The following is a 22,935-nucleotide window of genomic DNA, read 5'->3' as shown; positions in this document are numbered from 1 at the left end:
TCCTATTTTGTGTAAAAATCAACTGTTTTGCGAATCGCACGTTCACATACAGGGCAAAAACCTTTCGGATCGTTAGATTTCATTCGGCAATCTTGCATAGGGCTATAAACCCCTTTACTAGTATACCCTCCGCCTTCAAAAGCGCCGAGGGTATTTTTGTATTTTGAAGTGCGAGGAGTAGGAATAGGAGTTCCTTTTTTTACCATATCTTTCCACTTGCTCTCAAAATTTACTAAGGTAGTGATGTTTTCTTCCCAAGGCTCTATCTTAGGGGAATAAGTTTCTTGAAAAGTAGGATCCCAATCGTAGTAATATTCATCAGCTAAGCCCACAAAACCGTGTCCAAACTCGTGTATGTATACTTTTTCGGAAAGTTCATTATCAGCTGATGCTAAATTGAGGTGATTATAAAAAGCTCCACCTCCATAAGTAGATGTATTTACCAATACATAAATTTGGTCATAAGGCACAGCTGAGGCAGCATCGGCAATGGCTTGCATACTATTAGTAGTAAGATAACGCTCTTGATTAAACGTATAGAAAGACGCGTTAAATGCTGTATTTTTATAAATATGTTTCCCTGGTACATCGATACCACTTTCTTTAGAGGGCACTGCAATGGCATAGACATTAAAATCTTTTTTGAGTTTATCAAAAGGGGGAATTGTGAACATATAGTCCGTCATACGTTGTGCATCGGCGTAGAATTTTTCAGTTTCAGTAGCTGTATAACCTTCTGCTAAAATCACAATATCCACTTTTTTAGCTGCATTGCCATTGTTGAGCAATTGCTTTATAGGGTAGCTGGGTTGGGTTTCTTCAATAATAAAATAATCATCTGGAGATAATTCTTTAGTAGCAATAGTGTGAAATACTCCTTGTTTATCGCGTTTATCGAGGTGCAAAAGGAGTTTTTTAGTAGGAAAAGGTAATTGCATTGCGTGAGCGAAAAGGCGTTTTTCAGTTTTTGCTTCTTCAAGAGTAGCCCATTCATTAGCTAAAGAATTAAACCCCTTAGAAAATACTAATTGAGTACCATCAAACACTTGCAGACGAAAATTCCCCAAATTAGGAGCAATGAGGTGTGAATGTGAACCTCCCCAATATGGTTCTTTCTTTAGCTGCCCAAAAATTACCTCTGTTTTTTGAGCATCAGAGAGTAAGTTAAAGTCTATACGAAGACTTTTATCGAAGGTAAAAACTGTGCTATTTTGAGCGAAAATAAACTGCGTGAGAAAAAAAAGTAAAAATAAATGCCTCATATTTAGTTGATATTAAAAATTATTTACTACATTTGCACTGATTTTAGTTAGAGATGGTAGCATTTCAGCTGCCAAAGATAATAATAAAAACATTCATACCAAAACAAAATGGAACATATCGCTGTATTTAGAATGTCGGCAATGGGTGATGTAGCTATCAGTGTACCTGTTGTAACGGCTTTTTCAGAGCAATATCCTGACGTAAAAATTACCTACCTCACACGTCCGTTATTTGCTCCAATGTTTTCTCATCTACCTAATGTAGAGGTTTTTAGCCCTGAACTCAACGGTAAACACAGTGGCTTAATGGGTTTGTATAGGCTCTATAAAGAGCTAAAAGCAAAAGGAATTCAGGGAGTGGCTGATATTCATAATGTATTACGCACTAATATCCTTAAACTTTTTTTTAAAGGCTCTAAAATACCTTTTAAACAGATTAACAAAGGCAGAAGAGAAAAGTACGCTCTTACACGCTATAAATTTAAAGTTTTTGAACCGTTAAAACCTTCGTACCAGCGATACGCCGATGTATTCGATGCCTTAGGTTTCCCTATTGATTTGAGCGACGACTATTTGCTCCCTCCTACCCCACTGAGTGAACCTGTAGAAAATTTGCTAAATGGAAGTGAGTTGCACATAGGGGTCGCACCTTTTGCCTCCTTTATAAGCAAACAATACCCTTTTGACAAAATGTGTGAGGTGATTGAAAAACTCTCTCAGCGCTACCCTAATAGTATAATTTACATCTTTGGAGGTGGCAAAGAAGAAGAGCAAAAAGTAGCTCAAATTCAGTTACCTAATACCGAAAATATGGTAGGTAGACTCTCGTTCAAACAAGAATTAGAACTCATTTCTCATTTGGATATAATGATAGGAATGGACAGTGGTAATGCGCACCTATCAGCAATGTATGGAATTCCAACTATTACTCTTTGGGGAGTTACACACCCTTACGCAGGCTTTTATCCGTATGATCAACCTAAAGAGAATGCCCTTTTAGCCGATAGAACACTATATCCGCTCATTCCTACTTCAGTTTATGGAAAAAAATACCCAAAAGGCTATGAAAAAGCCATAGAAACCATTTCAGTAGAAATGATATTAGACAAAGTAGAACAAATATTAAATGTATTATGAAAAAAATTATGACTTTTATGATGACTGCTCTATTAGTAGGAGTAGTGTATTGCCAAAAAAATACTAATGGCGAAAAAGAAATCAAAACTGAAGACCGAAAAGTAGCTACTTATGAGTCAGTCGAAGTATCGGGAGCTTATCATCTTGTGCTCACAGAAGGCGAAGGAGGTGCTTTAAAAGTTAAAGGACAAAAAGAGGTACTTCCGTATTTGAAAACAAGTGTATCAAATAAGGTACTCTACGTCAGTATAGACAATAAATACAAACTAAAAACTTCATTAACAGTATATGTACCCATTAATACTTCTTTGAAAAAGATAGTAACAAAAGGTGCTGTTGATGTTTCTACACAAGGAAAACTAAAAGTAGGTGAGTTACAGCTCAAAATAGAAGGCAGTGGCGACCTCGATGCTACTGTAGAGGCTACCGCTCTTGATGTACAGGTAGCTGGAGCAGGCGATGTAGATATAACAGGTACAGCCGAACGTCTCAATGCCGTAGTAAAAGGAGCGGGCGATATAGACCTTAAAAATCTCATCGCTAAAAAAGCTACTTTGCGTATAGCGGGCGCTGGAAACATTTCAGCTCACGTAACTGAAGAAGTAGACGCTTCTATAGCAGGAGCAGGTGGCATCACTGTAAAAGGAAATCCGCCTGTGTTTAAGAAAAGTGTAAAAGGTATAGGGCGCATCAAAATAGAAGAGTAGGATGTGTTTATGAAAAAAATAATGATTATCAATGGGCCTAACCTCAACTTGTTAGGAACTCGTGAACCTGAAATTTACGGCTCTCAAACTTTTGAAGCGATATTAGCCGAGTTACAAACTAAGTTCCCTCAATGTGAATTGCTCTACTTCCAAAGCAATCACGAGGGAGCTCTTATTGATAAAATTCATGAAATAGGCTTTACTTTTGAAGGAATAGTGCTCAATGCTGGCGCTTATACTCACACTTCTATCGCTTTAGCTGATGCTATCAAAGCTGTTAAAACTCCTGTAATAGAGGTACATATCTCCAATACTTTTGCCCGAGAAACTTTCCGTCATCATTCTTATTTATCAGCAGTAGCCAAAGGTGTGATTGTAGGGTTGGGAATAAAAAGTTATGAATTAGCAATACAAAGCCTTATCGACTAAATGAAGATATATCTACTTAAAACGCTGAAATACTTAGGAATAGTAGCTGGGTTACTATTAGCCTTTGTAATTGTTTTCCCAATGCTCTACCCCGAGTATGTTACCGAAAAAATAAAGAAATTAGCCAACGACAACCTCAACGGTGAACTGAACTTCTCTAAGGCAAATCTCACTTTCTTTACACATTTTCCCTCTCTTACTCTCAACTTAGACGATGTACTCCTCAAAGGGTCAGCTCCCTTTGAGAACGACACTTTAGTATCGGTAAAACGACTCTCTTTAGGGATTGATGTAAAAGAATTGCTTTTCTCTAAGAAAATTGATATAGAGGAGATTTATCTTAAAAATGCTTTTGTACATATTCAAGTTGATAAACAAGGAGGAGCAAGCTATAACGTGTATAAATCATCAGGAGATACCGATGAAGGTGATGACGACGATGCTCGCGTAGACCTACAACGTATTGAACTGAAAAACACCCAGCTGATCTACGACGATAAATCTACAGGAATTTATATCCAAGCCAATGGATTCAACTATTTAGGAAAAGGAGGTTTAGAAGAATCCATTTTTGATTTGCGCACCAAAGCCCAAATACAATCATTAGATTTTATCTTTGGTGGTGAAACTTACCTAAAGGACAAACACGTAAATGCAGAGCTTATCACTCAAATCAACACGCATTCATTATCGTTTATTTTTCAACAAAACGATTTAAAAATAAACCAATTACCCGTAGACTTCAAAGGAAAGTTAGACTTCTTGAGCAATGGTTATAATCTCAATTTTGAAATCAATTCTAAAGATAGCAATCTCAACGATTTCTTTACAGCTTTGCCTCCTCAGTTTACCCAATGGCATAAAAAAGCAACCCTTAAGGGAAAAACTGACATTTTCTTTTCAATGAAAGGAAAATATATTGCTTCACAAAACCTGAGCCCCGATATTTTCTTTAAAATGAAAGTGAGAGACGGCTATGTAGGCTATGAAGGTGTGCCTGCGCCAGCCGAACATCTCTTCCTAAATATAGAGACGAGTCTGCCCTCTTTAGATGTGAATAAAGTAGGGGTTAAACTCGATTCTATCTATTTTACAATTGGTAAAGAATATTTTTCAGGTATCTTGAATTTAAACGGTATCAATCCCCCAGTGATTGATGCTAAAGTACGTGCAAACATCAATGTAGCAAATGTAATGCACTTACTGGATATGAAGGATTTAGAGGTAAAAGGTATGCTTTTAGCCGATATAAAATCTAAAGGAACGTATGCCCCAGAACAAAAGTTATTCCCTATTACCAAAGGCGATTTAGAATTCTCGGAAGGTTATGTAAAAACACCCTATTACCCTAATCCTATCACCGACATACATTTTAAAGGAAAGGTAGAGAACACTGATGGCAGTATGAAAACGCTGGCGTTGAAACTCAATCCTCTCAATTTTCTTTTTGAGAATAAACCTTTTACAGTGAATTTAGCAATGGAAAATTTTGACGACATTCACTATGATATTCAAGCAAAAGGCGAACTCAACATTGCTAAAATTTACAAAGTATTCTCACAAAAAGGCTTGGAATTAGAAGGTTATGCCAATGCTGATGTATCGCTAAAAGGTACACAAAGTGATGCCACCAATGGGCGTTATCACTTATTGCAAAACAAGGGTAGCATTGAACTTCGCAATATCAAAACAACATCAGAATATTTACCAAAACCATTTATTATTCAGCAAGGACTTTTTAGATTTCAGCAAGATGATATGCGCTTTACTAATTTCCGTGCTACTTATGGTAAATCCGATTTTTTGATGAACGGACGAATGAGCAATGTCATTAACTTTTTATTCTCTAAAAATCAGATACTCAGAGGTAATTTTTCAGTATCCTCTAACTATATTGATGTAGATGAGTTTATGTATGCTTCCCCTGCTCCCTCACCTGAAGAAACAAAAGATCAATCTACTACAACCCCAACAGCTACTGTCGCTTCTGAAAAAGGTGTAGTGATAGTTCCTAAACCTTTTGATTTTAACCTGAATGCTAACCTGAAAAAGGTAGTTTTTCAAGGGCTCGATATTCTCAACCTCAAAGGAAGCACCCAACTAAAAAAAGGTACTTTATCTCTGAAAAATGTAAACTTCAACGTTATAGGAGTTACCGCTCAAATCAATGCCAAATACGGCGACGAAACCCCTAAACGCGCTCATTTTGATTTTGATATCAAAGCTGAAAACTTTGATGTGCAACGCGCTTATAAAGAGGTAAAACTCTTTAGAGAAATGGCTTCAATGGCTAAAGATGCACATGGTATTATTTCTTTAGATTATAAAGTAGCTGGAAAACTTAACGATGAGATGTCGCCCATCTACCCTTCACTTAAAGGAGGAGGTGTGCTTTCAGTGAAAGATGTACAAATGAAAGGCTTTAAACTTTTCAATGTGATTAGTGATAAAACAGGTACCGATGCGCTAAGAGATTCTAAACTTTCTACTATCGACATCAAAAGTGAGATTAAAAACAACCTCATCACCGTAGAGCGATTTAAGTTTAAGGTATCAGGATTCCGCCCACGTATTGAAGGACAAACTAGCTTTGACGGGAAACTCAACTTTAAAATGCGTTTAGGCTTACCTCCTTTGGGAATTATAGGGATTCCTATAAAAATAACAGGAACTCAAGAGAACCCAAAAATAGGCTTGGGCAAAAAATCTAAAGATTTAGAAGAAACTGAATATGATGTTAATAGCGAAGCTACCAATGAAGAAAAAGACACTGAAATTATACAAGAAGAAAATCATCACCCCGATAGGAGTGATGATAGCAATGGCAACGGATGAAGCTATTTGTGTATTAGATTTTCTCGACCAAACAACTTGGTATCGAGATCAAGCTGAAGTACTTTTGCGCTTGGAAGCTAAAGATATGGAGCAAGAAAACGCCTTGCTTTTAGAACTCGAAAAGCAACTAAAAGAGTACTTTGCTAAAGAACGCAAAGAGTTTACGTTACCCATTACCTTAGTGGGGACATCCTTTCAAGAAGAAGTGTGGAAGGTATTGCAAACCATTCCGTATGGCGAAACGCGTACTTATAAAGAACAAGCAATTGCTGTAGGAAATCCCAAAGGCGTTCGTGCAGTAGCCAATGCCAATAGTAAAAATCGCCTCTCTATTATCGTACCTTGCCACCGTGTGATTGGCAGTAATGGTACACTCACAGGTTATGCAGGTGGTCTTAGCCGAAAGGAGTTTTTGCTCAATTTAGAAAAAAGTAATTCCTAATACTATAACTATGGATTTTAGAACAATTGTACCTATCTCTAAAACAACAGAAAGCATTACTTACTATACCTCTATAGTGAGTTTAGGTTCGTGCTTTGCTGTGAATATGGCACAAAAGTTCGCTTATTACAAATTTTCTATTACAGTAAATCCGTTTGGAGTGCTCTTTCATCCACAGGCTATTGAGTATATCCTGCAACATACCATTGCACACACTCCTTATACCGCTGAAGATTTCTTCCTTCACGATGAATTGTGGCATAGTTTCTATTTTCATTCGGATATGAGTCGCTCTTCACTCAAAGAGGCTATTCAAGTAGCTAATACCCAACAAACGCAACTACAACAAGCTTTACAAGAGGCGAGTTTTTGTTTTATCACCTTGGGAACGGCTTGGGTATATATCTACAACAGCACCAATACTATCGTAGCAAATTGTCACAAACTACCTGCTCAACACTTCTCTAAACGCTTGCTCTCAATAGAAGAAATCACCGAGAGTCTCAATCATATTATTACACTACTCACACAGCTCAACCCCTCAATAAATGTGATTTTTACTATTTCTCCTGTACGCCATATCAAAGACGGCTTCTTTGAAAATCAGGTGAGTAAATCACAACTCTTCTCAGCTTTATACCCTCTTATCACCAACAACAAGAGCCTTTATTTTCCTGCTTACGAGTTGTTATCAGACGAATTGCGCGACTATCGTTTCTATGCCAACGATATGGTACATCCATCGGAAATGGCAATCGATTATATATGGGAGCGTTTGGTTACTACCTATATAGACTCGGCTACTCAAGCAGATATGAAACAAGTAGATAGTATCCAGAAAGGCTTATTACACCGTCCTTTTCATTCCGATACTGAGAGCCACCAACAGTTTTTAGCCCAGTTGCAACAAAAAGTAGAGGCATTTACTATGAAATATCCCCATATTAGGTTTTAGGAAGTCCTTTCCCCTTCAAGAGATACGAATATCCAAATAGATAGTATTAACTGCTAAAAAAAGAAAACAAAGAAAAATAAAGAAAAACTTTCTTTTATTAAAAAGAAGTTGTATCTTTGTGGCGATATAAGCTATTAAACCTAATGATTATGGATAAAAAGAAATTTATCACTGTTGTAACAGCTGGTTTTGCTCTATTTGCGATGTTTTTTGGGGCGGGCAATTTAGTTATCCCTCCCTATATAGGATTAAAAATAGGAGCTTTAAGTGGTGTGGCTTTTGCAGGTTTCTTTGTATCGGACATACTGCTATCGTTCTTGGCGGTGGTAATGGTAGCCTCCATAGGGCTCACCTTCACCGATTTAGGCAAGCGTTTTCCCCCATTATTCGTCAATGCGCTTGTTTTCATTATCATCGTTACGCTAGGGCCTCTCATTTGTGTGCCACGAACGGGTTCTACTACTTATGAAGTAGCTGTACAACCTTTCTTCCCTCAAATAGACAAGATTACCTTTGGTGTGTTCTACTTTGGTATTACCTTATTGCTTTCTATTTCAAAAGCTAAAATAGTGGATATCATAGGTAAAATCCTTACACCTTTTTTGATTCTTTCGCTTACAATTTTGATAGTTGTGGGTACTCTCAATGCCCCTAAAGAGTTGGCTGATAATGGTTATACCTTTAGAGAAGCCTTTGCTTTTGGTTTTTCGAAAGGGTATTTAACTTTAGATGTGCTGGCGGGGGTTATTTTCTCAGGCTTAATTATTTCATCTATAGTTCGTGAAGGGTACCAAAGAGAGGCTGATAAAAAGCAGGTTACCATACTCTCAGGGATAATATCTGCAGGCTGTTTGGTGTTTATCTACGGAGGACTATTATATTTAGGTGCGACCTCTAATCTTTCCCCTTCAGAAGAAGGCGTTAGTTATATAGATATCCTAAAACACATAGCTTACAATGTATTGGGTAGCAATGGAGGAATTGTTATCTCAGTAGCAGTAGCTTTTGCTTGTCTAACCTCAGCGATTGCTATTGTATCGGCTATGGGTGAGATTTTTGAGAATATCAGCAAAGGGCGTATTCCTTATAAATGGGGGGTATGGATTTGTAGTATAGTATCCTTTGTCCTTTCTATTCAAAGTGTTGAAGAAATCATACATTACGCCGGTTATCTGTTAGATTTTTCATACCCTATCACCATCGCGCTTACGCTGTTTGTACTTTTCTTTGGTAAACAAGTAAAAAGCAATACTCCTTATATAGTAGGAGTGACACTCACCGCTGTATTATCAGGACTTTTTATCATCGGCGATTTGCAGAATATAGAATGGATTATTAAATTCAGAACATTGTTGCCCTTAAGTAGTTATAAAATAGAGTGGTTTTTACCTGCTTTCTTATCGTTTGTCATAACAACAGTGATAATACGAATCCAAAGTTTCCCAAAGAACTAAGCTAATTCTATTTAACTAATATATAAAAAGGCTACCTACAACACTGTAGATAGCCTTTTTTCATTTAGGGATTTTTATAAGACATTATCTTTTTTCTTTGAGTGACCAACCGGTTTTAAGTCCAATAATGAAGTATACCAATAGCAATTCACCTATAGCTAAGAGAGTATCACCAGGTATACGCAACCAACGTATGGTTTGCATCAAATCGGTGTGCATAAATTCCTCAGAACGCGCTGACCAATAGCCGTTTTGAATAGCTTCTACTGCTTGCATAATACCTATAGGGAGCAAGCTCACTACTAACATCACAAGTAATCCGATGTTTATCAACCAGAATGCCCAACCAAGAATCTTGTTATTCCAGTGGCGATCGGGGTATAGACCGCGAAGTACAAACAAGATGAGACCTATACCAAGGATACCATATACCCCAAAGAGGGCGGCGTGACCGTGTACGGCTGTAGTGTTCAAGCCTTGTATGTAATACAAAGCGATAGGTGGGTTGATAGCAAAACCAAAGATACCTGCTCCTAAGAAGTTCCAGAAACACATTGCGATAAAGCAATAGATAGGCCATTTATAGGCTTTAATCCACTCAGTAGATTTAGAAATTTTATAGTTGTGATAAGCTTCAAAACCTATAAGTACTAAAGGTACAATTTCCAAAGCACTGAATGTAGCACCTAAAGCTAATACACCTGTAGGGGTCGCACTAAAATACAAGTGGTGGAAAGTACCTAATATACCTCCTGCTAAAAATACGATAGTAGAGAACAATACTGAAGCACTCGCTACTTTCAAGCGCAACAAGCCCATACGTGAGAATAAGAAAGCAGCTACAACAGTAGCAAACACTTCAAAGAAGCCTTCTACCCAAAGGTGAACTACCCACCAACGCCAGTATTCGGCGATAGCCATATGAGTTTGGCGACCATACATTAAGCCTGCACCATAGAAAGCGGCAATAGCTATAGAAGCCAATACAAAGAGTAATAACAAATGGCGGTTTTCGTCTTTTTTACGCAAAGCAGGCAATAAAGCTCTCACCATTAAGAACAACCATAAGAATAAGCCTACAAGCAATAAGATTTGCCAGAAACGACCTAATTCTATATATTCATAACCTTGGTGACCAAACCAGAAGTTTTCAACCAAGCCTAATTTTTGCATTACACCGAACCATTGTCCTGCTAATGACCCTAATACAACAATCAATAAGGCAATAAAGAGAATGTTTACACCTAATTTTTGGTATTTAGGCTCGTGACCTGATACAGCAGGAGCAATGTAAAGCCCTGTGGCTAACCAAGAGGTTGCAATCCAGAAAATAGCCAACTGTACGTGCCAACTACGTGAAATAGCTTGTGGCAATACCAAATCAAGAGGAATACCAAAGAACCCTTCACCTTCTACGCCATAGTGCGCTGTGATCACCCCAGCCACCATTTGTACTAAAATAAGCAATGATACAATCCAGATGTATTTAAGGGTTGCTTTCATTGAAGGTGTAGGTTTCATACCACGCATAGGATCTTCAGCGGGGAGGTGTTCGTTTTCTTCTTCTTCTTTGTTACTTGCGTGGTAGTACACCAAAAGTCCTACCCCAAATAGCAACATTAGCACACTAAATCCTGACCACATTTGTAGTGAGGTAGATGGATGATTACCTATCACGGGGTCGTAAGGCCAGTTATTGGTGTAGGTTACATCACTATTAGGACGATTAGTGCTACATACCCAAGAAGTCCAAGTAAAGAACGCATTCATTTGTTGCATACGTGCAGGGTCTTTGATTGCATTCTTAGGAATCGCATAATGGCTACGCGTTTTGTCTAACGATGGGTCGTTCATAAAGAGTTTGGTGTAATAAACTGCCAACTCTTTAGCTACTTGCGCACGTTCGGGAGAGAAAGTAATCACTCCTGTACTTTGGTCAAAAGTGTTTGAGCGAAGTTCTTTGCGCAACTGCACTTGGTATTTAGCCTGCTCTTCTTCAGGAAGGTCTTTGTAGACCTTACCATCTTTAGCTGCAAAAATATCCAAGAGCATTTCAGATTCGCGGTGTAGGTAATCAGCATTCCAGTCGGGTGCGATATAAGCACCGTGTCCCCAGATACTACCTACCGTTTGTCCTCCCATTGACTGCCAAACATTCTGACCGTCTTTAATGTCTTGCCCGTTATAGAGCAATTCCCCATCAGTAGTTACAATTTTTTCGGGGAAAGGAGGCGTAGTACGGTATATTTCTACACCGAAAAAAATCAGTACGAGGAATGAGGCAGCTACTGTTGCCCCAAGCCAAATCCATAATTTCTTAGCTGTCATAAATAAAATATATTAGTGTTTTTTTATTATTTGCGGGTACAAAGATATGAAAGATAATTGTATTTAATATAACACTTATAAGTTTTTTTTTAAACATCTAAGCTAATTTAGAAACATTAAAAAAGGTTATCTATTGATTTACAACAGATAACCTTATCTTTTTCTTCTTAATAGTTTTTAGTTATTGCACTAAAATTATTGTGCTTTAGGATTGGTAAGAACTATTAACTTCTCTGTTATCAATTCTTTTAAGTTTTTATCAGAAGGCATTGGTAGATTAGCATTGATGATATTTCCTTTTTCATCTATCAACATATAACGCGGGATACTCCTCAAATCGTACAAATCTTTGAATAATTCCTTTGTTTCAGGAGAGGCATATAGATGAATACCACGAAGTTTCTTTTCCTTTACCATTGCTTTCCACACTTCTTTATCGCGGTCTACCGAAATACTTACAAAGGTAATAGGTAGCGTTTTGTAATCTTCTTGTAAGGCTTCTAAAGCAGGCAACTCCTTACGGCAATCAGGACAATAAGTAGCCCAAATATCTATGAACAGCAATTTACCTTTCAGTGGTAAATACTTGTATTTCACCTCCTTGTCGTTTAAATCGGTGAGAACAGGAAGAGCAGGAAAAGGTTGTCCTGCTTTGAGTTTGTTTAGCAAGTCAATGTGATGGTCAAGCTCGTGTTGAAACTCTATTCCAGACATTCCTTTTCTATTTTTCAGTAACTCTGGCAATAAATCAATAATTTCTTCATTAGTGTCAGTTGCCGAAGTAGGCGATACGCCCTCTATGAGTAAAGGGGCTAATTCCTGCTTGATATTTTCCGATTTAAGCGCTTTGAAATCGGCTAATACTTTGCCCCAAGGGTCGTCAAACTCATATTGTACTTTATGAGAGTAAATACGCCACTGAAAGAGATTGCGTACTAAAATTTGATAATCAGGATAATCGTTAAAATCAGCGGCATTATCTAAATCTACAGTAGCACACAAGGCTTCCAACTCCTTGATAGCAGGAGCTTCTTCTTCGGTATATTTGCGGTGATTCAACAAATATTCCGATACTATAGCCAACTGTTGATAGCGGTTAGCTTTCTCTTCTTTAGCTGCGAAATCTGCTGGTAAGTTTTTCTGTATTTCAGCGTATTGTTGGGCTATTGCCTGCATACTTTGTTTAAAAGCCATAGGAGATTGCCCTAAGAGTTCATTTTGTTTCTCAGCTGATTGTAAACCTATGGTGTCTTTTTGTTGCTGATAAGCCTTTATTGCTTCTTCTGGATTGGAGCACGACACTAAGGCGCATACAAGGATTGCAAATATCTTTTTCATAACACTATGATTTAAAATAATGACAAAGGTACGATATTTTTTGAAATGTTCTCTAATTTTAGCAATTATTCCTATTTTTGCACTTCAAAAATCTTCTAATAGGAAACAATAACTCATTTATGAATATAAACATCGAAGATTTCAGTCTTACTAATTTTATTTCTTCTGTTGAAACTATGCCTTTTGATTATGCTGGTGTAGGAGGTATAGCTGATTGTTTGGGGTATTATATTATCTGCTTTAAGGAAAGAAACAGTGATATTCTCTCTGCTATCAGTTTTGAGGATATTTTACTATACGAAGGACTTACAGAAATAGCTAATCATATTTTACAAAAACTGTGTATTCCTATCCGTTTTGGAGATAATAGTCATCTTGTTGCATCTACCTTAGGTACCCCTTTTTTTATTGATGAAAACCTTTTTACTGACCGAAAAATATGGTATTATTATATCAATGAAGGAAAAGGACTTTTAAGTATTGGTATTAATTCAGTAGATAAAGTTATGAGTTTAGAGATTATCAGTCACTCCACAATTATAAAACAACGAAAAGAAACCTTATCTATATCATAAAAAATCCGACCTATTACTAAGTCGGATTTTTGTATAATGTAGGTAGTTATTAACCACCGAAGTCGTCGAAACGAATGTTTTCATCAGGCATACCAAAGTCTTGTCCCATTTTCTGAACAGCTTTGTTCATCATTGGAGGACCGCAGAAGTACAATTCTATATCTTCTGGAGCTTCGTGTTTGCTCAAATACTGTTCAATTACAGCGTTGTGAACAAATCCTAAGAAGCCATCACCTTCGGTATCATTTATATCTTTTTTCACTTTCCAATTATCTTCTGGCAGTGGTTCAGAAAGTACGATGAAGAACTTAAAGTTAGGGAATTCGCGTTCTAATTCTCGGAAGTGTTCTACATAGAACAACTCACGTTTTGAACGACCTCCGTACCAATAGGTAACTTTCCTATTAGTTTTTAAGGTTTTAAAGAGGTGATACAAATGCGAACGCATAGGTGCCATACCAGCCCCTCCACCTACGTACAACATCTCGGCATTAGACTCGTTGATGAAGAATTCACCATAAGGTCCTGAAATGGTTACCTTATCACCTGGTTTGCGAGAGAAGATGTATGATGAAGCAACCCCTGGGTTTACGTCCATCCAGCCACCTTTAGCTCTGTCGAATGGAGGTGTAGCGATACGTACATTAAGCATAATCTCACGACCTTCAGCAGGGTAAGAAGCCATAGAATAGGCACGTTCAGCAGGTTCAGGGTTTTTCATCACTAATGGCCATAGTTTGAATTTATCCCACTCCATTTTGAATTTATCGGGTTCACCTGGGTGTTCTACAGGGTGTGCGGTAATATCGATATCGGAGTATTTTACTTCACAAGGTGGGATTTCAATTTGGATGTATCCCCCTGGTTTATAATCCATATCTTCTGGAATTTCTACCACAAACTCTTTGATGAAAGAGGCAACGTTGTAGTTACGTACTACAGTAGCTTGCCATTTTTTGATACCAAACACTTGTTCTGGTACCCCAATTTTCATATCTTGTTTTACTTTCACTTGGCAAGCCAAACGCACTCCTTCTTTCAATTCTTTTTTAGTGAAGTGAGGAGTTTCGGTAGGGAGCGCTTCTCCTCCACCTTCGTATACGTGGCATTCACATTGTAAACAAGACCCTTTACCACCACAAGCTGATGGCAAGAAAATCTTTTCGTTACCTAAAGTAGAGAGCAGTGAACCTCCAAGAGGCACTTCAACTACTTTATCATTATTGATAGTAATTTTTACAGGTCCTGATGGCGTTAGTTTCTGTTTTACGTAAAGCAAAATAGCAACTAACAAGAGGATTACAACTAATAATCCTATCACCGTTACTGCAATAGTTGTTAATATTTCACTTGCTAATATCATTGCTTAAATCTTTTGTGTTATGAGCTAATTTATCAGTTTTAACTTCTTGTTGGATAGTAGTCTCTTGTTTAGGAGCATCTTTAGCTTCTTCTTTTTTGCTGCTACCACCTGTAAGCATACCACCAAAGCTCATAAAGCCGATAGCCATAAGCCCTGTTGTGATGAAGGTGATACCTAAGCCGCGCAAAGGTGCAGGCACGTGTGAATAACGTATTTTCTCACGAATAGCAGCTAATGCTAAGATAGCGATAGCCCAGCCCAATCCTGAACTCACTCCATAGGCTACTGAAAGACCGAATGAGTGAATTACTTCAGCACGTGATTGCATAAAGAGAGACCCCCCTAAGATAGCACAGTTTACGGCTATCAAAGGTAAGAAGATACCCAATGAGTTATATAAAGATGGTGAGAATTTCTCTACTATAATCTCTACCAACTGTACCATTGTAGCAACCGTAGCAATGAACAAAATATAAGTAAGGAAGCTCAAATCGTAATTAGCGTACTCTTCGCCTAACCAACGCAAAGCACCCTCTTTGAGTATGTACTCATTAAGCAACCAGTTCATAGGTACAGTAAGGGTTTGTACGAAGATAACGGCAGCTCCTAAGCCTATGGCAGTAGATACTTTTTTAGATACAGCCAAGTACGAACACATACCTAAGAAGGTAGCGAAAATCATATTCTCAACGAATATTGATTTAAAAATCAGTGTTAAATATTCTAACATTTTCTTTTCTTTTTAAATGATTAATGACTGTCTTCTATCAAGGCTTTGTTGCGTGAACGTTGCACCCACACTACTATACCGTAAGTTACTAATGCCATAGGTGCTAACAACATAAAACCGTTGTTTTCATAGCCCCAAGCATATACACCTGTTTTCTTAATAGGATCTCCTAATACTTGGAAACCGAGCAAAGTGCCTGAACCTAATAGTTCACGGAAGAAGGCGACGATAAGCAAAGCGATAGAATAACCACCTGCATTACCAATAGCATCTAAGAACGATTTTCCTGGAGGGTTACCTAAGGCGAACGCCTCAAAACGTCCCATCAAAATACAGTTGGTGATGATAAGCCCTACATATACCGATAGCTGTTTGCTAAGGTCGTACACATAAGCTTTCAGTACAAAGTCCACCACGATTACCAAAGCAGCTGCTACAATTAGCTGGGCAATGATACGGATTTTAGGTGGTATTACATTTCTAAGTAAAGAAATGGTTACATTACCCATTACAAGTACAAAGGTAAAGGAAAGGCTCATTACGATAGCGGCTCTCAATTGGGCTGTAATCGCTAAAGCTGAACAAATTCCTAATACTTGTACCGTTACGGGGTTGTTATCCCATAGAGGGTCGGTTACTAATTTTGTATCTTTTTTTGATAGTCCCATAGTTTCTTATTTGTTTAAACTTTTAATATAGGATATATAAGGCTCTATGCCATCGCGTATCATTGCTTGCACTCCATTACCAGTAAGGGTAGCTCCTGCAATAGCATCTATTTTCCCATCTTCTTTACGTTTATTTTCAGGGTCACCATTGCTTTTTGAAATTTGAATGCTTTGGAAGTTACCAGTAGCATCCAATAAATGTTCCCCAATAAAGTCGTCCATAAAGAAACGTTCTTTTATATTAGCTCCCAAACCAGCAGTTTCTCCCTTGTGGTCGAAGAAAACGCCACGTACGATAAGGTCTTTATCTACGGCTATATATCCCCAAATAGCATCCCACAAACCACGTCCGCTTACGGGAATGATGTAGAGGGTAGTTCCATCTTTTTCACCTACATAAAGAGGCAAACCTTCACGATGACCGTTGAAGTTGATAAGGTCATTAGCACCTTCTACTTTTTCAGCGGTATTCCCTTTGATAAGGTATTGTTCTTTCACATAGTTAGGGAACTCTTTTTCAGCATCAGTTGTAGAAAGAAACTCTACTTTACCTCCTCCGAGCTCACCTTGGTTGTGATTTACCCCCATAGCGTAGAGGATGTTTTGTTTCTTTTCTAACTTTTTATTGTTACTGATATCACTGCTCAATGCTGATGAAATACCAGCGAGCAAAGCTCCTACGATTACCACCATTATAATGGCGAAAATCACTGTATACGAATTACTTTCTGTTTTTACTGCCATAATTTATGCGGTTTTAGTAACTGTTTTTAAACGTTTTTTACGACGAGATACATTAGCTTGTACTACGAAGTGGTCGATAGTAGGAGCTAGTACGTTCATTAATAGGATAGCGAGCATTACCCCTTCAGGATAAGCAGGGTTGAAGCAACGGATAGCAATAGCAATGAAACCAGCTAAGAAGCCATAGATATACTTACCAGTATTCGTTTGTGCTGCTGTAACTGGGTCGGTAGCCATAAATACAGCCCCAAAAGCCAAACCTCCAATGAGCAAGTGCTGATAAGCTGGTACGCTCCAAATAGCGTAGAAAGAAGTGCCTACCATACTTGGTGCTAAAGCGTTGAAAATAGCACCCATTACCCAAGCTCCTATAAACATACTAACCATCACACGCCAAGAAGCGATTTTGGTATAGATAAGGAATAAACCTGCTAAGAGGATAAGGATAGTAGAAGTTTCACCTACTGAACCTGGAATAAACCCGAAAAGGAGGTCAGAATCGGTGTAGTGAATAGGGTGTCCTTGTGCCAAGTTACCTAAGATAGTTTCTCCTGAAACAGCATCTAAGTTTGCTCCAGCAGCAATTTCTTTAGAACGATCTAATACACCTGTTACCCATACTTTATCTCCTGTCATTGAAGTAGGATAAGCAAAGAATAAGAAGGCGCGAATGGTAAGCGCAGGGTTTAAGATATTCATACCTGTACCCCCGAATACCTCTTTACCGATGATTACTCCAAAGGCTACTGCTACAGCAAGCATCCAAAGTGGAATATCCACTGGAACGATAAGTGGCACCAACATACCAGTTACCAAGTATCCTTCTTCTACTTCGTGACCGCGGATAGTAGCAAAGATAAACTCAATGCCCAAACCTACTACATACGACACTACTACCAAAGGAAGTACTTTAATAAAACCAATACAGAAGTTTGTCCAGCTCCAAAAATCACCACTACAGAAAGCTAAGCCTTCAGCAGGATGCGTTAAGTGACCAAAAGCCACTTCGTGCTGGTAACCTGCATTGAAAATACCAAAAATCAAACAAGGAATGAGTGCTAAAACCACCATATTCATTGTTCGTTTTAGGTCGTCGGCAGCCTTAATATGGGTACCTCCGTGAGTTACCTCATTAGGCGTATAGAGGAAAGTGTGGAGCGCATTGAATGTTGTCTCCATCTTCGTTCCTTTATACTTTTCTTTTAATTTATTTAATTTACTTTTTAAACTCATTTTCTTAATGAATAAGTTAATTATTTCTTTTTATTGATTTGCGAATTAGTTTTAAAGCCCAATCGTAATGGCTTGACGTCGATGAAACTAAGTAAGAGCCGAGTGAGGTCGTACCCGTCCAATGATACTTCTTTTTGGTAAAAAGCTCTTCATCTGAGTGTTTCTGTATAAGTTGGAACACTTTATTATGAGAAGCTTCAAAAAGTGAGAGTATCTCAGCAAGTGATACTTTTTGACATTGCTCCCATATTTCTCGGTTGAGTTTAGGAGTGTCAGAAAAAGTATAACCCTCTTTGGGTATTTTAGGTTTTTCACCTCGCATTCCTACCTCATACCAATTTAGGAATAATAAATGCCAATGATACAAGTGTCCTATAACATCGCGAATATTTCTATTCATTGTACCTTCTGGAAAGGGGTCTTCTCGCTGCCCCTCAGGTAGTGTTTCTATCAAAGAAAGTAACTTTTGGTAATTTTCTTTAGCTAAAAACTCTAAATCTTGTTTCGTTGCAGGTCTTGCCATAATTTAAGCTTTTGACTTTAGCATATCGTAAACAGTTTTGTCAATACGCAGATGTACTATAAAATTATCAGAGTCAAACTCTACTTTATCCTTGTTGTTTACTTTAGCTCTTTCATTAGTTACTGAAAGGTAATATTCATTACCTGAAGCAAACAAAGTGAAAACGCTATGACTTTGCTCTTTGCTACTTCTTTGAATCATAGGTTCTAATTGCTCCCAATTACCTTGCTCTGCTTGTTGTTTGAAGCTACTTGCATTTTCTATATAAGAAAAAGCAGGTAATTCTACTTCTTCAAACCACTCGTCAAGAGTTTCGTTGAAAGGATGCTTAGAATGAGGTATTGCTATAAATATGGCTACCCCAATGATAATTAAAAGCTCTATTATCCAAATAATAGTAAGAAAAGTTCCACTCACTACCGCACCTTTAAAGCTCCAAGTTCCATTTTCGTTGATAAATCCTATCAGCTGGAAAAGGTCAAAAGGATTGGATAACAAGTATAAAAGTTGTGATTCTTCACCACTTGAAGTAAGTACTAAATTAGTCCATACCACCCATTGGAAGTAATAAGCAGCAAGTGCAGCAATAAGAGCTAACAAAATTGCAAGCCCATAGTTGCGGACTTTACCCAGTTTAATTACTATCTGCCAAACAGCAATACCTATAGCAAAGCCTAAACCAGCAGTAATTAAAAAGTTGATATACACAAATGGAATATACCATATTAAGTATGCATAGATAGTTGCTAATATAGGCATTGCTATCACACATACCAATAATAAGTATACGAATGATATTGGAGAGAATTTGCCTGAAGGTTTGTAATAATTAGACATTTTTCAATTATTTAAAAACTGTTACTTTTTCTATAATTTTAGGTGTTTATACATAAGACTTTTCTCTTTTTAAATCGGTGATGAGCAGAGGATTGTCCTCTCGCATTTTATTGATAAGCTCCTCCACCTTATAGGTTTTGGGTTCTTGCCAAAGCCAGTCCAATTCCTGTTGTGTAATCCCTACCATTTGCAAAAAAGCTACTTCGCCATTAGAGGTTTCAATAGTGCCCAACTGAGGGTCAGGGGCAAAGGCTATCCCTACTAACTTGGTATCACTCTCCAAACGTATAGGTCCATTAGCTGGAATAAAGTGATAGGCTTCAAACCATTTTTTGCTATCAAATACATAGCGAGCTAAATTCTGCATCATATTCATAACCCAAAAAGGTTCGTTTTTAGTACCCTCCGCATCTTTATCTCCTTCAAAAGGTACCACGCGAAAAGTAAACTCAAAACCCCATCCACTAAATTCATTTTCAGCACTTTCAGGAGAATAATACAACTCACTCATTCCGTAAGAAACTATATGACGGTGGAAAATTTGCTTGTGGTTGTCGTAGATACTAATACCATCAAGTGGGTCTTCTCCTCCCAACATATATTTTAGAATAGTGCCATAGTGGCGAGGTTCTTGCTCAGGATAAACCTTCAATAAAGCCTCATCTATAGCGTCCCACCCTACAGCATCTTCTTCTTCAAATTGTGTTTTGTATTGTTCTTCTGTGTATCTCATCGTTAAAAAGATAAAATTCTTTTTTATAAGCTATTAGCCTAATTCTGCCATCATTAAATCAAGTCCATCTCTGATGATTTGCTGATGTGGTTGTTTAGACACACACACAAATTCAGTAAGGGCAAAATCTTCAGGTGCTACTTCGTAAGCTCCTAAGTTTTCCAACTCGTCTAAATCCTTATACAAGCAGGCTTTAAGCAGTTGCATCGGATAAATATCCAATGGGAAAACCTCTTCGTACATACCTGTTACCACAAAAGCACGTTGTTCACCATTGGTATTGGTATTGAGGTCGTACTTTTTCTTAGGATTTAACCAAGAGAAGGTAAGCGAACGTGTAAGCGAAATCTTGTTGGCTACTGGTTTTGCCCAACCGAACAAATCATAATCATTTCCTTCAGGAATTGCTGTAATTTGATCGTCGTAAAAACCTAAGAAGCCTGTTTCGCTCACCTTAGTACCAGTAAGCACATCGCCGCTAATAATACGGGTTGCAACCACATCTTTTACTTGGCTACCTACGACGCCACTGATTTGAGCTCCAGCAAGGGCTGTAACATAGTGAGGTTTCTCAATGTGCGAACCTGTAAGAGCTACTGTACGGGTGAGGTTCACTTTACCTGTTAAGAAGAGTTCCCCTATCACCACCAAATCTTGAGGAGTTACTACCCATACCACCTCACCTTTGTTAATAGGACTAATCTGTGCAATTTGAGTACTGACGTTCCCAGCAGGGTGAGGTCCAGATACATTGTGCACTACGATGTCCTTAAGGTTGCGGAAAGGCGACAACGAGCTGTCTTTGAAAACAGACACGTGTACTTTACCTGTAGTAAGTTTAGACAAGGCAGTAAGAGCTGTTTGCAGTGCTTGCTCTTTACCTTTAAGCACATAGTCGTAATCGGGAGCGAGCGGATTGGTTTTGCAAGCCGAAACGAAAATAGCTTTAGGCTTTCCGTCGGGATTGGCAATCACGTCGTAAGGGCGTTGTTTGATAAAAGGCCAGCAACCTGAAGAAAGGAGGTGAGCCTTGATGTCTTCGCCCTGCATCTCGTTTACATTTTTCTTTCCATAGTCTTTGAAGGTTTGTTCTTGGGCTGGTGCAATGTGTATTTCCAACACTTTACGACGTTCACCCCGTACAATCTCCTTGATAGTACCACTTACTGGAGAAGGGAACAAAACACGCTCATCACTCTTTGAAAAGAACAGTGCTTCACCTGCTTTCACTTCATTACCCTCACGCAATAAAAGCTTAGGAATAACACCGTGAAAATCACTGGGTTTGATGCCATACAAAGCAGCAAGAGGAAGCTGTTGTGTAGTTTTATCAGCTTCTCCTTCTAAATGTATGTCCAACCCTTTTCGAATGCGGATGTCGTTTGACATATCTAAATAATATTAGTTAGTTTTATTAAATTGGCGACAAATATACGAATAATTCTTTACAAAAAAATAAAGTCTATTTTTTTAAAGCTAAAAAAGAATCATTCTACATTAGATGTGTCTTTTGAAAATCTTGAGACTTTCGCGAGAAAATGTGTAAAATGATTCTTTTTATTTATCAAAAAAAGTTATTATTCTTTAAAGAAGGAATCTACAAACTCGTATTTATTAAAGATTTGCAAGTCGTCTATTCCCTCCCCTACTCCTATGTATTTCACAGGAATTTGAAACTGATCAGAAATACCTATTACGACACCGCCTTTAGCTGTGCCATCGAGTTTGGTAACCGCCAGAGCTGTAACTTCAGTAGCTTTGGTAAATTCTTTGGCTTGTTCAAAAGCATTTTGTCCTGTAGAACCATCGAGCACTAAGAGTACTTCGTGAGGAGCATCTGGCAATACTTTTTGCATCACGCGTTTGATTTTAGAGAGCTCATTCATCAAGTTGATTTTGTTATGCAAGCGTCCTGCTGTATCAATAATTACCACATCGGCATTTTGTTTTACGGCAGAGCTCAGCGTATCGTAAGCTACTGAAGCAGGGTCGCTCCCCAATTGCTGTTTGATCATTGGTACCCCTGTGCGGTCAGCCCATACTTGCAATTGGTCGATTGCAGCCGCACGGAAAGTATCGGCAGCGCCTAATACTACTTTCAAGCCTTTTTTAGCAAACTGACTTGCGAGCTTACCTATAGTAGTGGTTTTACCAGCGCCATTCACACCTACTACCATCATCACATAAGGTTTTTTGTCGGCTGGGAGGACAAAATCAGTTGCCTCACCGGTATGTGTTTCGGAAAGGAGACCTGCTATTTCTTCACGAAGAATGGTATTAAGTTCGGAAGTGCCTAAATACTTATTTTTAGCCACACGCGCCTCAATACGGTCGATAATCTTAAGTGTAGTATTCACGCCTACATCACTGGCAATGAGGACTTCTTCGAGGTCATCAAGCACCTCATCATCTACTTTAGATTTTCCCATAACCGCTTTCCCTAAACGGTCGAAGAAGCTATTTTTAGATTTTTCTAAGCCTTTATCTAAAGTTTCTTTCTTTTCTTTAGAAAAGATATTTTTTAGAAATTGGAATGCCATAACTTATTGTATATATTTAGATATGAGTGCAAAGGTAATAAAAAAGTTTATATATGCAAAAAAGCCGTCTCACGACAGCTTTTTTAGATATGATAAAAATAG

General features: G+C 38.1%; 21 protein-coding genes. 8 read left to right on the top strand and 13 right to left on the bottom strand.

The window, feature by feature from the left end; all coding sequences use genetic code 11:
• Nucleotides 1-2: 2 nt before the first annotated feature.
• Nucleotides 3-1,262 carry a M64 family metallopeptidase gene (locus I7X29_RS00660; RefSeq protein ID WP_198472452.1) on the bottom strand — a complete coding sequence of 420 codons (1,260 nt, stop codon included), beginning with the start codon at nucleotides 1,260-1,262 and terminating at the stop codon, nucleotides 3-5.
• 108 nt (nucleotides 1,263-1,370) lie between these two features.
• On the opposite strand from I7X29_RS00660, the gene I7X29_RS00655 reads away from it, so the two are divergent.
• From I7X29_RS00655 to brnQ, 7 genes are all read left to right on the top strand, one after another.
• Nucleotides 1,371-2,399 (top strand): glycosyltransferase family 9 protein, encoded by a 1,029-nt coding sequence (locus tag I7X29_RS00655; protein ID WP_198472451.1) that lies wholly within the window; start codon nucleotides 1,371-1,373, stop codon nucleotides 2,397-2,399.
• Complete coding sequence (locus I7X29_RS00650) at nucleotides 2,396-3,106, top strand: head GIN domain-containing protein (RefSeq protein WP_198472450.1); 711 nt, start codon at nucleotides 2,396-2,398, stop codon at nucleotides 3,104-3,106. The genes I7X29_RS00655 and I7X29_RS00650 overlap by 4 nt, the downstream gene beginning before the upstream one ends.
• A gap of 9 nt (nucleotides 3,107-3,115) precedes the next feature.
• The gene (gene aroQ, locus I7X29_RS00645) at nucleotides 3,116-3,535 is read left to right on the top strand and encodes a type II 3-dehydroquinate dehydratase (RefSeq protein WP_198472449.1); all 420 of its coding nucleotides are present in this window, start codon (nucleotides 3,116-3,118) and stop codon (nucleotides 3,533-3,535) included.
• On the top strand, nucleotides 3,536-6,370 hold the full coding sequence (locus I7X29_RS00640) for an AsmA family protein (RefSeq protein WP_198472448.1): 2,835 nt from the start codon (nucleotides 3,536-3,538) through the stop codon (nucleotides 6,368-6,370). It abuts the gene before it with no gap.
• Nucleotides 6,348-6,812, top strand: coding sequence for a methylated-DNA--[protein]-cysteine S-methyltransferase (locus tag I7X29_RS00635; protein WP_394368693.1), 465 nt, complete (start codon nucleotides 6,348-6,350; stop codon nucleotides 6,810-6,812). Before I7X29_RS00640 ends, I7X29_RS00635 begins: the two co-directional genes overlap by 23 nt.
• A 10-nt stretch (nucleotides 6,813-6,822) precedes the next feature.
• Nucleotides 6,823-7,767 (top strand): GSCFA domain-containing protein, encoded by a 945-nt coding sequence (locus I7X29_RS00630; protein ID WP_198472446.1) that lies wholly within the window; start codon nucleotides 6,823-6,825, stop codon nucleotides 7,765-7,767.
• Nucleotides 7,768-7,916: 149 nt separating this feature from the next.
• Nucleotides 7,917-9,221 carry a branched-chain amino acid transport system II carrier protein gene (gene brnQ / locus I7X29_RS00625; protein WP_034555890.1) on the top strand — a complete coding sequence of 435 codons (1,305 nt, stop codon included), beginning with the start codon at nucleotides 7,917-7,919 and terminating at the stop codon, nucleotides 9,219-9,221.
• Between the two features lie 84 nt (nucleotides 9,222-9,305).
• Here the strand turns inward: brnQ and I7X29_RS00620 are convergent, their stop codons facing one another.
• Both I7X29_RS00620 and I7X29_RS00615 read right to left on the bottom strand, forming a co-directional pair.
• Nucleotides 9,306-11,549, bottom strand: coding sequence for a nitric-oxide reductase large subunit (locus I7X29_RS00620; protein ID WP_198472445.1), 2,244 nt, complete (start codon nucleotides 11,547-11,549; stop codon nucleotides 9,306-9,308).
• 195 nt (nucleotides 11,550-11,744) lie between these two features.
• A complete protein-coding gene (locus I7X29_RS00615) occupies nucleotides 11,745-12,887 on the bottom strand; it encodes a TlpA family protein disulfide reductase (RefSeq protein ID WP_198472444.1) in 1,143 nt (380 codons plus the stop codon).
• A 119-nt stretch (nucleotides 12,888-13,006) separates the two neighbouring features.
• On the opposite strand from I7X29_RS00615, the gene I7X29_RS00610 reads away from it, so the two are divergent.
• Complete coding sequence (locus I7X29_RS00610) at nucleotides 13,007-13,462, top strand: hypothetical protein (RefSeq protein WP_198472443.1); 456 nt, start codon at nucleotides 13,007-13,009, stop codon at nucleotides 13,460-13,462.
• Between the two features lie 49 nt (nucleotides 13,463-13,511).
• On the opposite strand, the gene nqrF is transcribed toward I7X29_RS00610, so the two are convergent.
• From nqrF to ftsY, 10 genes are all read right to left on the bottom strand, one after another.
• The gene (gene nqrF, locus I7X29_RS00605) at nucleotides 13,512-14,825 is read right to left on the bottom strand and encodes an NADH:ubiquinone reductase (Na(+)-transporting) subunit F (RefSeq protein ID WP_198466514.1); all 1,314 of its coding nucleotides are present in this window, start codon (nucleotides 14,823-14,825) and stop codon (nucleotides 13,512-13,514) included.
• On the bottom strand, nucleotides 14,809-15,555 hold the full coding sequence (gene nqrE, locus I7X29_RS00600; protein WP_198472442.1) for an NADH:ubiquinone reductase (Na(+)-transporting) subunit E: 747 nt from the start codon (nucleotides 15,553-15,555) through the stop codon (nucleotides 14,809-14,811). Before nqrE ends, nqrF begins: the two co-directional genes overlap by 17 nt.
• 20 nt (nucleotides 15,556-15,575) lie before the next feature.
• The gene (locus I7X29_RS00595) at nucleotides 15,576-16,223 is read right to left on the bottom strand and encodes an NADH:ubiquinone reductase (Na(+)-transporting) subunit D (RefSeq protein ID WP_009410220.1); all 648 of its coding nucleotides are present in this window, start codon (nucleotides 16,221-16,223) and stop codon (nucleotides 15,576-15,578) included.
• 6 nt (nucleotides 16,224-16,229) lie between these two features.
• A complete protein-coding gene (locus I7X29_RS00590) occupies nucleotides 16,230-16,967 on the bottom strand; it encodes a Na(+)-translocating NADH-quinone reductase subunit C (RefSeq protein WP_009413846.1) in 738 nt (245 codons plus the stop codon).
• A 3-nt stretch (nucleotides 16,968-16,970) separates the two neighbouring features.
• Nucleotides 16,971-18,200 (bottom strand): NADH:ubiquinone reductase (Na(+)-transporting) subunit B, encoded by a 1,230-nt coding sequence (locus I7X29_RS00585; RefSeq protein WP_198472441.1) that lies wholly within the window; start codon nucleotides 18,198-18,200, stop codon nucleotides 16,971-16,973.
• A gap of 16 nt (nucleotides 18,201-18,216) precedes the next feature.
• Nucleotides 18,217-18,723, bottom strand: a complete 507-nt coding sequence (locus I7X29_RS00580; RefSeq protein WP_198466516.1) for a ClbS/DfsB family four-helix bundle protein — start codon at nucleotides 18,721-18,723, stop codon at nucleotides 18,217-18,219.
• 3 nt (nucleotides 18,724-18,726) lie between these two features.
• Entirely contained in the window at nucleotides 18,727-19,560 is an 834-nt protein-coding gene (locus I7X29_RS00575; protein ID WP_198472440.1) for a hypothetical protein, read from the bottom strand.
• A gap of 46 nt (nucleotides 19,561-19,606) precedes the next feature.
• Nucleotides 19,607-20,293 carry a suppressor of fused domain protein gene (locus I7X29_RS00570; protein WP_198472439.1) on the bottom strand — a complete coding sequence of 229 codons (687 nt, stop codon included), beginning with the start codon at nucleotides 20,291-20,293 and terminating at the stop codon, nucleotides 19,607-19,609.
• Between the two features lie 33 nt (nucleotides 20,294-20,326).
• Nucleotides 20,327-21,682: a Na(+)-translocating NADH-quinone reductase subunit A gene (locus I7X29_RS00565; protein ID WP_198472438.1), complete on the bottom strand. Its 1,356-nt coding sequence runs from the start codon at nucleotides 21,680-21,682 to the stop codon at nucleotides 20,327-20,329.
• Between the two features lie 188 nt (nucleotides 21,683-21,870).
• The gene (gene ftsY / locus I7X29_RS00560; RefSeq protein ID WP_198472437.1) at nucleotides 21,871-22,833 is read right to left on the bottom strand and encodes a signal recognition particle-docking protein FtsY; all 963 of its coding nucleotides are present in this window, start codon (nucleotides 22,831-22,833) and stop codon (nucleotides 21,871-21,873) included.
• Between the last annotated feature and the right edge of the window lie 102 nt (nucleotides 22,834-22,935).

Source organism: Capnocytophaga periodontitidis (assembly GCF_016126015.1).
GTDB lineage: Bacteria > Bacteroidota > Bacteroidia > Flavobacteriales > Flavobacteriaceae > Capnocytophaga > Capnocytophaga periodontitidis.
Note: the sequence above shows the minus strand (reverse complement) of the source record. Positions and strands in the feature narration are given on the sequence as shown.

Coding starts and splice junctions, on each gene's coding strand:
- I7X29_RS00595 (WP_009410220.1), bottom strand. CDS start 16,223: ATGGGACTATCAAAAAAAGATACAAAATTAGTAACCGACCCTCTATGG.
- brnQ (WP_034555890.1), top strand. CDS start 7,917: ATGGATAAAAAGAAATTTATCACTGTTGTAACAGCTGGTTTTGCTCTA.
- I7X29_RS00570 (WP_198472439.1), bottom strand. CDS start 20,293: ATGAGATACACAGAAGAACAATACAAAACACAATTTGAAGAAGAAGAT.
- I7X29_RS00660 (WP_198472452.1), bottom strand. CDS start 1,262: ATGAGGCATTTATTTTTACTTTTTTTTCTCACGCAGTTTATTTTCGCT.
- I7X29_RS00585 (WP_198472441.1), bottom strand. CDS start 18,200: ATGAGTTTAAAAAGTAAATTAAATAAATTAAAAGAAAAGTATAAAGGA.
- I7X29_RS00650 (WP_198472450.1), top strand. CDS start 2,396: ATGAAAAAAATTATGACTTTTATGATGACTGCTCTATTAGTAGGAGTA.
- nqrF (WP_198466514.1), bottom strand. CDS start 14,825: ATGATATTAGCAAGTGAAATATTAACAACTATTGCAGTAACGGTGATA.
- I7X29_RS00655 (WP_198472451.1), top strand. CDS start 1,371: ATGGAACATATCGCTGTATTTAGAATGTCGGCAATGGGTGATGTAGCT.
- I7X29_RS00575 (WP_198472440.1), bottom strand. CDS start 19,560: ATGTCTAATTATTACAAACCTTCAGGCAAATTCTCTCCAATATCATTC.
- I7X29_RS00610 (WP_198472443.1), top strand. CDS start 13,007: ATGAATATAAACATCGAAGATTTCAGTCTTACTAATTTTATTTCTTCT.
- I7X29_RS00630 (WP_198472446.1), top strand. CDS start 6,823: ATGGATTTTAGAACAATTGTACCTATCTCTAAAACAACAGAAAGCATT.
- I7X29_RS00565 (WP_198472438.1), bottom strand. CDS start 21,682: ATGTCAAACGACATCCGCATTCGAAAAGGGTTGGACATACATTTAGAA.
- I7X29_RS00580 (WP_198466516.1), bottom strand. CDS start 18,723: ATGGCAAGACCTGCAACGAAACAAGATTTAGAGTTTTTAGCTAAAGAA.
- I7X29_RS00620 (WP_198472445.1), bottom strand. CDS start 11,549: ATGACAGCTAAGAAATTATGGATTTGGCTTGGGGCAACAGTAGCTGCC.
- I7X29_RS00640 (WP_198472448.1), top strand. CDS start 3,536: ATGAAGATATATCTACTTAAAACGCTGAAATACTTAGGAATAGTAGCT.
- I7X29_RS00635 (WP_394368693.1), top strand. CDS start 6,348: ATGATAGCAATGGCAACGGATGAAGCTATTTGTGTATTAGATTTTCTC.
- aroQ (WP_198472449.1), top strand. CDS start 3,116: ATGAAAAAAATAATGATTATCAATGGGCCTAACCTCAACTTGTTAGGA.
- ftsY (WP_198472437.1), bottom strand. CDS start 22,833: ATGGCATTCCAATTTCTAAAAAATATCTTTTCTAAAGAAAAGAAAGAA.
- I7X29_RS00615 (WP_198472444.1), bottom strand. CDS start 12,887: ATGAAAAAGATATTTGCAATCCTTGTATGCGCCTTAGTGTCGTGCTCC.
- I7X29_RS00590 (WP_009413846.1), bottom strand. CDS start 16,967: ATGGCAGTAAAAACAGAAAGTAATTCGTATACAGTGATTTTCGCCATT.
- nqrE (WP_198472442.1), bottom strand. CDS start 15,555: ATGTTAGAATATTTAACACTGATTTTTAAATCAATATTCGTTGAGAAT.